Annotated in this window: 15 protein-coding genes; 13 read left to right on the top strand and 2 right to left on the bottom strand. The window is 39.3% G+C overall.

Translation table 11 applies throughout. The features are described 5' to 3' along the window. Positions 1-36 precede the first annotated feature (36 nt). Complete coding sequence (locus CKJ95_RS07995) at positions 37-330, bottom strand: hypothetical protein (protein ID WP_099352882.1); 294 nt, start codon at positions 328-330, stop codon at positions 37-39. A 74-nt stretch (positions 331-404) separates the two neighbouring features. Next, complete coding sequence (locus CKJ95_RS07990) at positions 405-1,628, bottom strand: benzoate/H(+) symporter BenE family transporter (RefSeq protein WP_257215733.1); 1,224 nt, start codon at positions 1,626-1,628, stop codon at positions 405-407. Between the two features lie 277 nt (positions 1,629-1,905). On the opposite strand from CKJ95_RS07990, the gene CKJ95_RS07985 reads away from it, so the two are divergent. The 13 genes from CKJ95_RS07985 to CKJ95_RS07930 all read left to right on the top strand — a co-directional run bounded on the left by CKJ95_RS07985 (position 1,906) and on the right by CKJ95_RS07930 (position 12,477). Further along, positions 1,906-2,703 (top strand): enoyl-CoA hydratase/isomerase family protein, encoded by a 798-nt coding sequence (locus tag CKJ95_RS07985; protein WP_099352881.1) that lies wholly within the window; start codon positions 1,906-1,908, stop codon positions 2,701-2,703. A gap of 131 nt (positions 2,704-2,834) precedes the next feature. Then, positions 2,835-3,284, top strand: a complete 450-nt coding sequence (locus CKJ95_RS07980) for an acyl-CoA thioesterase (protein ID WP_099352880.1) — start codon at positions 2,835-2,837, stop codon at positions 3,282-3,284. Positions 3,285-3,349: 65 nt separating this feature from the next. Further along, on the top strand, positions 3,350-4,222 hold the full coding sequence (locus CKJ95_RS07975) for a PaaX family transcriptional regulator (protein WP_099352879.1): 873 nt from the start codon (positions 3,350-3,352) through the stop codon (positions 4,220-4,222). Positions 4,223-4,417: 195 nt separating this feature from the next. Further along, positions 4,418-5,377 carry an MBL fold metallo-hydrolase gene (locus CKJ95_RS07970; RefSeq protein ID WP_099352878.1) on the top strand — a complete coding sequence of 320 codons (960 nt, stop codon included), beginning with the start codon at positions 4,418-4,420 and terminating at the stop codon, positions 5,375-5,377. 503 nt (positions 5,378-5,880) lie between these two features. Next, entirely contained in the window at positions 5,881-6,822 is a 942-nt protein-coding gene (locus tag CKJ95_RS07965; RefSeq protein WP_373604841.1) for a Phenylacetic acid catabolic protein, read from the top strand. A gap of 2 nt (positions 6,823-6,824) precedes the next feature. Beyond that, positions 6,825-7,154 (top strand): metal-sulfur cluster assembly factor, encoded by a 330-nt coding sequence (locus tag CKJ95_RS07960; protein ID WP_099352877.1) that lies wholly within the window; start codon positions 6,825-6,827, stop codon positions 7,152-7,154. After that, positions 7,151-7,375, top strand: a complete 225-nt coding sequence (locus tag CKJ95_RS07955) for a hypothetical protein (RefSeq protein ID WP_099352876.1) — start codon at positions 7,151-7,153, stop codon at positions 7,373-7,375. Before CKJ95_RS07960 ends, CKJ95_RS07955 begins: the two co-directional genes overlap by 4 nt. Positions 7,376-7,380: 5 nt before the next feature. Then, the gene (locus tag CKJ95_RS07950) at positions 7,381-8,010 is read left to right on the top strand and encodes a Phenylacetic acid catabolic protein (protein ID WP_099352875.1); all 630 of its coding nucleotides are present in this window, start codon (positions 7,381-7,383) and stop codon (positions 8,008-8,010) included. Then, the gene (locus tag CKJ95_RS24110; RefSeq protein ID WP_142353928.1) at positions 7,985-8,164 is read left to right on the top strand and encodes a PaaD-like zinc ribbon domain-containing protein; all 180 of its coding nucleotides are present in this window, start codon (positions 7,985-7,987) and stop codon (positions 8,162-8,164) included. The genes CKJ95_RS07950 and CKJ95_RS24110 overlap by 26 nt, the downstream gene beginning before the upstream one ends. Before the next feature lie 15 nt (positions 8,165-8,179). Further along, positions 8,180-9,040, top strand: a complete 861-nt coding sequence (locus tag CKJ95_RS07945) for a 3-hydroxyacyl-CoA dehydrogenase NAD-binding domain-containing protein (protein ID WP_099352874.1) — start codon at positions 8,180-8,182, stop codon at positions 9,038-9,040. Then, positions 9,030-9,779: a 3-hydroxyacyl-CoA dehydrogenase family protein gene (locus tag CKJ95_RS07940; RefSeq protein ID WP_099352873.1), complete on the top strand. Its 750-nt coding sequence runs from the start codon at positions 9,030-9,032 to the stop codon at positions 9,777-9,779. Before CKJ95_RS07945 ends, CKJ95_RS07940 begins: the two co-directional genes overlap by 11 nt. Further along, positions 9,776-10,975: a thiolase family protein gene (locus tag CKJ95_RS07935; protein WP_099352872.1), complete on the top strand. Its 1,200-nt coding sequence runs from the start codon at positions 9,776-9,778 to the stop codon at positions 10,973-10,975. The genes CKJ95_RS07940 and CKJ95_RS07935 overlap by 4 nt, the downstream gene beginning before the upstream one ends. A 17-nt stretch (positions 10,976-10,992) precedes the next feature. Then, positions 10,993-12,477 carry an aldehyde dehydrogenase family protein gene (locus tag CKJ95_RS07930; RefSeq protein WP_099352871.1) on the top strand — a complete coding sequence of 495 codons (1,485 nt, stop codon included), beginning with the start codon at positions 10,993-10,995 and terminating at the stop codon, positions 12,475-12,477. Positions 12,478-12,509 lie beyond the last annotated feature (32 nt).

Genomic DNA, 12,509 nt, shown 5'->3' with positions numbered 1-12,509 from the left:
AAAAAGGAGGTTTCCATTTTGGAAACCTCCTTTTTCTTATATTGTAATATTTACATCCCCGTCTTCTGTAATTTCAACGGTTGTATAGCTTTCAAATGTTGACATTTCTGTTATTTCACGTTTCTCATTACTTGCAAAGCTTTCCATGTATCTTTGATACGTTTCCGGATCTTTGACAATGTGATAGAAATACGTCATCTTCCCGTCGCTATCACTATGTGTCCTTAAGAAAAATCTGTCTTTAAACTCATTTTTAAACCATTCTCTAGCTTCCATATGATTCGAAAAATCTGGCATGTTGTCATAAATAGATGTTATATCAATGTTCATGTTGATTCACCTCTCATGAGATTTTCGGATGTGATTAGTATGTCCATCTATTTATAACGCATCCATCATGATAGCTACGCACCATGCTTGAGGTTTTTTTCTACTTTTATCTTTCTTTCGAAATCATTTTTTTCGATTAATAGGGAGACAAGAACACTACCTACAATCGCCCATAATGGGGCACCGATATGAAAGAAATTCACTCCAGACATTCCTATAACGAATGCAAAAAAGGCCCCCATTTGAAATTTTGTATCGGAAAAAGCAATCTTAAGTGACGATAAGAGTACACCTATCATTGCTAAGCCTGCAATGGTACTCACGATTACACCTGGCATCGCAATTACAAAAGGAACAACAAACGCCGCAAACACACCGAAGCTTGCAAATAAAACTCCATTTGATGCAGAAGCAGCGAATCGTCCTTCTTTTTTACCTGATTCATCTGATGCACAAATCGCAGTCATGGGCCCCGCAGTGTTGATAGCGTGAGCTCCGAAAAAGGATGCAATAAAACCAAAAATTGCACCAAAGATGGCCATTGCGCTAATTGGCGGTTTATATCCCTTTGCCATTAGGATTCCGGTTGTTTGTGCATTCTCTGTACAAATAATCAAGATTGCAAGGGGGATAGAAAGAGAAATAATGGCGTTCAAACTAAAGGTTGGAAGTTCTAGTTGAGGAAGCACAAACGAACTTTGTACATTTGAAAAATTAAACTCATTCATGACAATGGCAAGGAGTACTGAAACGACTAACGCTGATAAAACAGGTGGTACTTTTTTTATGTATCGTGAGGATAACAAATAGACTAAGATGGCCGAACCTGCTAACAGAGGGGACACTTCAACAGAAGTAATCATCTCAATCGCAAATCGCATCATGACACCAACAATCATTCCCATTACGATTGGAACAGGTATCCAATTCATCACTTTATCGATTAATCCTGTTACACCTAGTATAAGAACAATGAGGTTTGCTACAAGATAGGCGCCAATTGCTTCTTGTAATGAAAAATGCGACAAAGCACCTGCCACTAGCACAGCCCCAGCAATTGAATATGCCCCAGCAATCGGTTGTTTATATTTTAAAGATAGAAATAGTCCCAATAAACCTCCGAAAAAATACACCGCAAATAACCAACTGATCGTTTGTTCGTGGGTTAAACCACCGCTTGATGCACCTCCGATAATTATCAGTGCAGGACCTGTACACCCGAAAATAGCTGCAACAATACCTGAACTAATCGTATTAATGTTTAGATTACCGTAAAGATCCTTAACTCTATTTTTCATTTAAACCTCCTTGATTCTCATGATATCCACGTTTCTAATAGAGCTTATGTATTTAGTTTCATAATACCACAATCCAAAATAAAAATTACGTATTTTTTACGAACGTTTTAAAAACCTCCAAAAAGATAGAAAGAAAGAGTATTTAAGAGAAAAGATATTATTTCCCTGCGAAAATGAGCAATTTACGGGTTTGATAATTTAAAAAAGATTCAGTATATTTTAAATTAATTACGAAAGATTAAAAAACGTAATACATAATTCTAGGAGGTAATGAAGAATGACAACTACAGTAAATGAAACAAAAACATTAACAGTAAAGAAAGCTAATGGGATCGCTGAAGTTCACATTCATGTAAACAAAACAAACTCTTATGACCTCGACTATTACAAAGAATTAAATGCTGCAATTGATGACATTCGTTTTGACAATGACATTAAAGTAGCTGTACTAATGAGTGATATGCCAAAATTCTTCTCAGCAGGAGCTAACATTAATTTCTTAAAATCAGCTGAACCACGCTTTAAAACACAGTTCTGCTTATTCTGTAACGAAACATTAGATAAAATTGCACGCTCTCCACAAATCTGGATTGCTTGTTTAGAGGGCCACACAGTTGGTGGTGGTTTAGAAATGGCTCTAGCTTGTGACCTTCGTTTCATGGGAGATCAAGCAGGTAAAATTGGACTTCCGGAAGTTTCCCTTGGCGTACTAGCAGGTACAGGTGGAACTCAGCGTCTAGCTCGTCAAGTTGGACACTCTAAAGCTCTTGACCTGAATATCACAGGTGAAACGTTAACACCTCAAGAAGCACTAGATATTAACCTAGTAGATCGTGTGTTTCCACAAGAAGAAACGAGAGCAAAAACGTTAGAATACGCAGAAAAAATCGCAAACAGCGCAACATATGCAACTTCTAATATTAAGCTTTCAATCATGAATGGTAAAGAAATGCCACTAAACGTAGCAATCCGCTATGAGGGTGAGCTTCAAAACTTATTATTCCGTTCACAAGATGCTCAGGAAGGCTTAAGTGCGTTCATCGAAAAGCGTGAAGCGAACTGGAGTGGAAAATAAGATCAATGAATCCATTGCGATGCCGGAAATTCCGGTATCGCTCTTTTAAAATAGCCTACTAACTTCAAATTAATTATCTTTAAGGCTCGGCGACCTTCGCGAGCCTTTTTTAACACTAGGGGGGATGAAATGTGAGATCGAATGAATTTCAAGTTATTGTTAACTGGGGAGACACAGATAAAGCGGGTATAGTATACTACCCAAATTACTTTAAATGGTTTGACATCGCGGGTCACCAATTTTTTAGAAGCTGTGGCTTGTCACCAAACACTTTAGAAGAAGAACGTCAAATTATCTTGCCGATGCTTGATGCGAGATGTAGCTTTGAAAAAACATTATTATATGATGATATCATTACGATTAAAACGCAGGTTGAAGAAATTAAAACAAAAACAATCAGGCTACGGCATGAGGTATATAGAGGGGAAACACGTACTGGACATGGATATGAAATTAGAGGGTGGGTAAAACAAACGCCTATTGAAATTAAAGCAGTTCCAATACCAGATGACGTATTAGCCATTCTTAAAGAAGACCTCCACACAAATGAATCAGGAAAAAGACCACTTTTTAATGCATAATCTCCAAAATCCTCTATAATAAAAGTAAAAATATTGAAAAATAATTATAAGTGTGGTGACGTTCTATGAAACCAAGGTCCTTAATGTTTACATTATATGGTGAATATATTAAATATTATGGAGGAGAAATTTGGGTAGGTAGCTTAATTGAATTAATGAAACAGTTTGGGATCTCCGAATCGTCTGTAAGAGGCGCGTTATTTCGGATGGTCCAAAATAATTTACTGGAAGTACGAAAAGTAGGAAAGAAGAGCTATTATACCGCTACTTCAAAAGGCCGTGTTGATGAGGGGGTAAATAGGGTATATGCCACTCAAAACCACATTTGGGATCGGCAGTGGAGAATACTTACATATTCGTTTCCTGAGGAAAAGCGAGAGATTCGAAATAAAATTCGCAAAGAACTGATTTGGACCGGATTTGGCAACCTTACGAATAGTACATTGGTGACGCCTAATCCAGTTGAGGACCAAGTAACAGAAATGATTAAGGCAAACGAAATTGAGGAATATGTGTTTTTATTTACGTCATCCTCAATTGTTTCCCATGATAACCAAAGTATTATCGATATCGGTTGGGACTTAAATTTGGTGAAAGATGAATATCAAACGTTTATTGATAAGTTTACACCTAAATTTGAGGAACTTCGTGAAAAGGCTCTAAATAACACTTTAAAGGATGAGGAATGTTTTATTGAGAAAACGGTGTTGGTGCATGAGTATCGGAAATTCCTCTTCCAGGATCCAGGTTTCCCAAGAGATTTACTACCAGAAGGATGGATTGGCATAAAGGCTCGAGAATTATTCTGGAATATCCATCAGCTTTTATCGATTCCATCAATCCGCTATTTTGAGTCTGTCTTTGAGGGAGCTCCTGATCGTGAAATCCATATTGAACGTGATAAAGCAATCAATCCTTTTGGAGAAATCTACATTTAACTTTATTCAGTAAAGTCCTTATTTTAGTGGATTGAGGAATGCAAAGTATCAATTCAGTTGGTGGATAAAACTCCGACTGAACAAAGTTAAGCCTCCGGCGGATGCCACGATTTTTTAAAGGAAATTTTTCGAGCTTGCTCGAAAAAAATCGGGCGCAAATACGCCAAGGGGCGCATTTGATTATAGGGGTGAGCCATGAATATTGAAAAAATTGAGTTTGGCGGCTATCGGATCGGGATTCCAGTTCCGTTTCCGATGAAGTATGTTTACTGCTATCTTTTTAAACAAAATGATGGCTATTGTCTGATTGATGTAGGGTTAAATTACTCTGCTGCACGAGATGCTTGGCAAGAGGTTTTTGCTCACTTAGGAGTCACTTTTAGTGATGTTCATACAATTTATCTCACACACTTCCATCCAGACCACTCTGGTCTATCCGGCTGGATGCAGGAACAAACAGGTGCTGACCTTTTTATGAATGAAGTGGATGCAGCCATGATTGAGCGTGTATGGGGTGAGGGGAGCGTTCAGGTTGCGAAAATGAAAGAAATGGTTTTGCAACATGGAGTTCCTGAAGATTTAGCAGATGGAATCGCAGACCATATGGATAAATTACATAAGAATGTACTCCCATTACCTGTTGTAAAACCGATTGGAGCTACAATTGAGTTTGGTGATCAACAATGGTCGGTTATTCATACGCCTGGACATAGCGAGGGTCATGTGTGTTTTTACCATGAAAAAGAAGGCATCTTAGTTGGTGGCGATCATATTCTCGAAAGAATCACTCCAAATATTAGTGTATGGCCCGGTGCTAGTCAGCATCCATTACATGAATATATTGATTCTTTACGTAAAGTTAGGAAATATCCGATTAGGAAAATTTACTCTGCCCATCATTCACCAGTGCTAAATGTAACTGAACGAATTGATGAGCTCATCCAACATCACAAAGAGCGTCTCGATTATATTGAAAGCTTGGCCGACCATAAAACGACATATGAGATTGCGAAGGTTTTGTTCTCTCACAGAGAGCTCAACCCTCACCAATGGCGTTTTGCTATTGCAGAAACGATTGCGCACTTAAACTATCTAGAACGTGAAGGCCGAGTTGCGAAGGTTAAACAAGATCCTATAATTTATGTTCAAAGTTGAAACAATACTAGTAAAATATCAAATATAGATTAGGTAGGAAACCCAAGATTGTTAATAAAATAGCAATCTTGGGTTTTTGTTTTATATAGAGTTTTGAGTGAAGACCTGAAAGGCATAGTTACTCGTTCGTAAAGTCTTTCATAGCCGTGATGAAGTCCCGGGCGGAGCGGCGGTGCGCAGGTAAAGTCCTTCTTCCCTCCGATGAAAAGGAAAAACGTAGGTAATCCTTGCTTGAAATCCTCTTCATAGCCTTGATGAAGAGGAAAACCCAGCGACCTTCAGCGCCCAATCCCCTTCATCCCAAGAATAACCCACTACTTTCGCACACAACCCCAGGGCATATAAAACAACTACCAAACCAACATTCCACCTCATCATCTATTACGAATTTAAACTTAACGTCTAAAAAACATCATAAACATGTTGACAAACAATTTAAAATATTCTATATTACATATTATAAACGATAGTTAAAAAAACGTAATACAAAGAGGTGTTCATTGATGAGTATAAAAGAGGCTGAGGTATTACTGGAAAAGGTTCAAAACGGATTTATTGTGGAGCGCATGGAGGATATGAATGACGAATATTTGAAAGCGCTAAAACAAACACTCGCGATTGTAGGAGATACAGAACTTCTTAGTGTCCCACCATTATTAACAGTCTACGATCAAGCCCCAAACTTAAACTATAAAATTACCGCTCTAGCAGTTATGCAAGATGAAATCGGTCATGCTCATATCGCTTACCGTTTGCTGGAGGACCTTGGTGAAGATATTGATGAAATGCTCTACCGTCGACCAGCCAACCGATGGAAAAATCCGTACGCGTTTGATTTTAAATTAGACAACTGGGTTGAATTAGGAGTCTTTAACGGACTATTTGATCGTTCTGGGTATACGCTTTTAGGTGATGCATACGAACACACTTCCTATGGACCTTGGAAACGTGCACTTGTAAAGGTTGATAAAGAAGAATTATTCCACCTTCGTAATGGTGAAATCATTATGAAAAATGCAATGAAGAATCCGGAAACGGCGAAGCAAGTACAAGATGCAGTGGATTGGATGTTCCTAATGGCACTCGAATTCTTCGGTGTTGCAGATAACCTTAAGAGCCGTTCAGCGCAATTGGATTATCGATTAAAAGGGCGAACCAATGATGAACTAAGACAAAAATGGTTGTCAACGGCTGTTCCGTTCTGTGAGTCAATCGGAGTGAAGGTTCCGGCTCATTTCGATGAAGACCAAGGAAAATATGTGATTGACGTACCATTCCCTTGTAAATTTGATGCAGAAAACAAAAAATGGTTAACAGACCAGCCGGATACATGGGAAGGTGCAATTGAGCGATTTAAGCAGAGAGGTCCTCAGAACCAAGAGTTTGTTACTCGCATTCAAAAGGGAGTTTGGGAGTTAGAAGCAATGAGAGCAGAGGAGGCATAAACATGAGTGGAATTTTCCAAAAAGAACAAACAACAAAGTATTGGGATGCACTTAAAGAAGTAATGGATCCTGAGTTTCCAATCAGTGTTGTGGATATGGGGCTAATTTATAACATTACCCAAAACGAAAGTGAATTGGAAGTTGAAATGACATACACATCCACTGGCTGTGCTTGTATGCAGTGGATTGAAAACGATATCAAAGAGCGTTTGTTGAAAGAAGAAGAGGTGGAGGAAGTTAAGATCCAGGTCGTTTGGGATCCACCTTGGACGACAGCTAACCTAAGCGAAGAAGGAAAGAAAAAATTAAAGCACTGGGGGGTAAGTTCATGACAGTAGACGTTGCAAAAAAACATGATTACCTTCTTCTCACTCGAATCAATCGTGGAGATGAACTTATTCATGTGGGAACATTCAAGGCAGTTAATGATGATTTAGCAAAGATTTATGCACAACATATTTATGACGAAGAAGACTGGGTAGAAATGTATGTTGTTAAAAAAGAAGCTCTAGTTTGTGTTCGAAGCCCAGAACCATTATTTGCAAAGGAGTGAGACTGATGTCTAAGGAACATATTTCATTAATAGAACTTGGTGAAACGATTGCTGATAATAAATTCATTTTAGGTGACCGATTAGTTGAAATTGGTATTAGTGGGCCAACTTTAGAAGGAACGCTTTCATCGATTGCAATGGCACAGCAGGAACTAGGACATTCAAGACTGCTTTATCGCTGGGTTGCCGATTTATCGGGTGTTAAGTCCGAAGTCAAGCACCAAACCGGAAAAGCATTTCAACAGAATGTTGAAATTGGGAATTGGATTGAACTGATTGCTGGAATTTATGTAACAAATGTAGCGGTTGACCTCGTTATGCGAGCTATGATTGAAGCAAATAATCCAAATGTGAATCCTCCTTTTACAAAAATGCTAAAGGAGCAGCAAGAACATCTCATTTATTCACAGAGCTGGTGTGAGCAGCTTCTACTCGATAAAGGGTCAATCCCGAGAAGAACGAAAGAGGCTATTACAAAAACAGCGCAAGAAGCGAAGGAATGGTTAATTAAAGTAGAAAATGATATGTATTTCGTTACTGAAAATATCATTCCAAAGGATGCTAGATTGGTAGAGAATTTCGATGCAACACTCGGGGGAGTCTTAAAGGATGTGGCAAAGCAACATGTCGGCTAAAAAAGAGAATGCCCAATGTTCGTTCTGCTCATCTGAAGATGTAAAGAAGATTTCATCCTTTGGCACAGCCCAATTAGTTCGACAATACTATTGTAATGAGTGTAAAAGTGTATTCGAATACATTCGATGGCAAAAGGAAGACGCGGCTAAGTAGAAAGGATCGAATATTATGCAGCAAATAAAAACAGTAGGTGTAATAGGTTCCGGAACAATGGGGGCAGGGATTGCTCAATTAATTATCCAAAACGGATACCCTGTCATTCTTTTTGATATCGATGAAACAACTGTTACACGTGCGAAAGAGGCAATAGAATCAAAGTTAGATAGATTAGTAGTCAAAGAAAAAATCACCCATGCCACTTCAGAACATGCAAAAAAGAATCTGGATATCACAACGGATATGAGCTCATTTGCCGATTGCCAATTGGTGATTGAGGCAGCACCGGAAAGGCTGGAAATAAAACGGTCCATCTTTTCACAACTGGAACAAATCTGTACGAAAGATTCGATATTGGCGTCGAATACTTCCTCACTTTCGATTACAGAAATTTCAGGTCAAAGTGCTAATCCGGAACGAATCGCAGGCTTGCACTTTTTCAATCCGGCACCAATCATGCCGCTTGTTGAAGTAGTAAAAGGGTTAAAAACAGCTTCCTCAACTGTTGAAACTCTTGTACAATTTGCCAAAACAATTAACAAAAGTCCTGTGATGTGTAAGGATACCCCTGGTTTTATTGTAAATCGAGTGGCACGGCCATTTTATAATGAAGCATTGCGAATTATGAATGATAAGATTGCTACGCCAAGTCAAATCGATCGAATTATGAAAAATGCCGGCAATTTTAAGATGGGGCCTTTTGAATTGCAGGACCTCATCGGAATTGATATCAATTTTGCAACGACAAAATCGGTATATGAAGGATTTCACGGAGAAAGCAGATTCCGCCCACATTACTACCAAGAGCGGATGGTCCAATCAGGTAGCTTAGGAAGAAAAACAAAAGGAGGGTTCTTTAATTATGACAATTAAAACAGTCGCTATCGTAGGGGATAACCTTATCGCAAAAGAACTCTCCAATTCTTTTCAAGACAGTCCACACGTTCATTTGGTTGATGCGAAAGCTTTGAACAAACAGGTGGATGTCGTCATTGAAACGATGAATCTTGATAAGAAAGAAAAGAAACGTAGAATCGGGGAAATCGAGGCAAGTGTTTTACCTTCTACATTGATTTTATCAACTAGCCTTGGCGTGACAGCGACTGAGGTTGCTTCATGGCTTTTTCATCCTGAAAGATTAATAGGATTTGGGACTTTCGCTAATTTTAGAAAGGGCAGTTTAATTGAAGTGGCATTGCCATTACAAGCTGATGCAAGTTATCTTCAAGCTGCCACAGACACTTTTTCATTCATTAATCAGGATATCGAAGTTGTCGAGGATGAGGTAGGCTTTGTCTTCCCAAGGATTTTATCAATGATTATTAATGAAGCGGCCTATGCACTTTCAGAGCAAACGGCAGAGGCTGAGGCAATTGATGTTGCGATGAAAAAAGGCACTAATTATCCAATGGGTCCGCTTGAGTGGGCAGGGGAAATTGGGCTAGATGATATCTTTGCAGTGTTAAGTGGATTATATCGTGAATTAGGGGAGGAGCGTTATCGCCCAGCTCCACTTATTCGAAAACTTGTGTACGCAGGCTGGATTGGTGGAGAAAACGATAAATGCTTTTACCATTATCAAAACCGCAAAAATAAGGAGCTTTCGGCATGAGAGAAGCTGTCATAATTGATGCAGTGCGGACACCAATAGGAAAACTTAACGGTTCGCTTACAAGTGTACGACCTGATGATCTTACAGCCCATGTGATCAAGCAATTAATGGCTCGTGTTGACCTGGATTCGTCTCTAATTGAAGATGTGTTATTCGGTTGTGCGAATCAAGCAGGTGAAGATAATCGAAATGTTGCAAGAATGGGATTGTTATTAGCTGGACTACCTATTTCGATTCCGGGAGTCACGGTTAATAGACTCTGTGGTTCTGGATTAGAGGCAGTTAATCAGGCAGCCGCTGCGATTAAGTCAGGGTTAGGAGATGTCTTTATTGCAGGAGGAACGGAAAGTATGACCCGTGCTCCTTATGTCATGATGAAACCTCAAGTTACAAGTGCAAAGGGAAATCAAACTTTGCATGACACGATGCTCGGCTGGAGACTTGTTAATCCAACCATGAATGAAATGTATCCTCCAATTAGTTTAGGAGAAACGGCTGAAAATGTAGCAGAGAAATATGGAATTTCAAGAGCAGAACAAGATGAGCTTGCCCTTTCAAGTCAGCAAAAGGCAGCCGCAGCGATTCAAAGTGGCAGATTTAATGATGAGATTGTGCCGATTGGGATCCCACAAAGAAAAGGAGAGCCTCTTCTTTTCAGGGAGGATGAGCACGTTCGTACCGGAACTACTTTAGAGACGCTGGCTAAGCTTAAGCCTGTTTTCAAAAAGGATGGGACAGTTACTGCTGGAAACTCATCTGGTATTAATGATGGATCTAGTGCCATCCTCGTAATGGAAAAGGAGCTTGCTGAAAGGCTTGGATTAAAGCCGATTGCTAGAGTAGTGACATCTGCTGTTAGTGGTGTCCATCCTGACTATATGGGAATTGGCCCGGTTCCAGCGACAAGAAAAGCATTACAAAGAGCGGGGTTAACTGTTGATGACCTTGATTTGATTGAAATAAATGAAGCATTTGCAGCTCAATCTGTTGCATGTATTAAAGAACTCGAACTAGACATGGATAAAGTAAATGTCAATGGTGGTGCAATTGCTTTAGGCCATCCACTAGGATGCAGCGGTGCGCGTATTGTTACTACACTTGTTCATGAGATGCAGAAACGTGATGTGCATTATGGCTTAGCCACTATGTGCATCGGCGTCGGTCAAGGAATCGCAACGATTATAGAGAAAATGTAAGGAGTGAAACAACATCTATGGTGAAATTAAAAGAAACGTACCAACTATTGATTAACGGAGAATACTCAAATAGCAGCAATAATGAATTTTTTGAAACGTATAACCCTGCAACTGGTGAAGCTATAGCAAAAGTAGCAAAAGCGACAAAAGAAGATGTGGACCGTGCTGTTGACGCAGCAAGAAACGCATTTGAAAACGGAAAATGGCCGAAATTGCCTCAAGCAAGAAGAGCAAGAGTTCTTAACAATATTGCGGCAATTATGCGCGAACGTTTCAATGACCTTGTTGAAGCAGAAGTATTAAATAGTGGAAAAACAGTTGCTGCTGCCAAGGGGCAAATTGGTCAAGCTATTGAAGACTTTGAATTTTATGCAGGGGCCATAACAACCTTTGGAGGACGTACGAACCCAGTTCCGAATGGATTTTTTAACTATACCGTAAAAGAACCTGTAGGAGTTTGTGCGCAAATTATTCCATGGAACTATCCATTAATGATGGCTGCTTGGAAAATCGCACCTGCCATTGCAGCAGGATGTCCAGTAATTCTTAAGCCAGCTTCACATACGCCGATTACTGCTTATATGCTTGCAGATATCTGCCATGAAGCAGGAGTTCCAGCAGGCGTAGTGAATGTTATCACAGGAAGCGGTTCCGTAATTGGTCCTTACTTAACGACTCACCCTGGTGTCGATAAAGTAGCCTTCACAGGTGAAACAGAAACCGGGAAAGACATTATGGCGAAAGCTTCAACAACCTTAAAGCGTGTTACTTTAGAGTTAGGTGGGAAATCTCCTAATATCGTATTTGATGATGCTGATATTGATGGAGCAGTAGCGGGTTCTATTTATGGAATCTTCTATAACACTGGCCAATCCTGTGAGGCCCGTTCAAGATTATTTGTACATGAAAACATTTATGATGAATTTGTAGAAAAATTTATTGAAAAAGCCCAAAAACTAAAGGTTGGTGACCCATTCGATAAGGAAACGCATATGGGAGCCCTGATTTCTAAAGACCATGAAGAAGTTGTAGACGGCTATGTAAAACTTGCAATTGAAGAGGGCGGAGAAGTTCTCTATGGAGGAAAAAGACCAGAAGGCAGCGAATTTGATAAAGGGTATTGGTATTTACCAACTGTAATTGGAAATGTCACAAATGATATGAGAATTGCCCAAGAAGAAGTCTTCGGTCCAGTTGTAGTAATCATGAAATTTAAAGATGAAGCTGAAGTGCTAGAGCAATCAAATGATTCTATTTTTGGACTTGGTTCAGCTGTCTGGACAAAGGATCACGGTAAAGCACATCGAATTGCAGAAGGCATTCGTGCAGGTATTGTCATGATAAACTGCCCTATTTCAGCCTTCCCTGGAACACCATTTGGTGGCTACAAGCAATCAGGCTTTGGAAGAGAATTGAGTATAGAAACACTTGATCTTTATTCAGAAACAAAGAGTGTTGTCTCATATAATGGAGAACGCCCATTGAATATTTTCAGAATATAGTATATATAAATAATTTTCCAATAAAACAAATG

This window comes from Fredinandcohnia onubensis, from assembly GCF_002734285.1.
Classification (GTDB): domain Bacteria; phylum Bacillota; class Bacilli; order Bacillales; family Bacillaceae_L; genus Ferdinandcohnia; species Ferdinandcohnia onubensis_A.
This window is presented reverse-complemented; position numbering and strand designations above follow the sequence as displayed.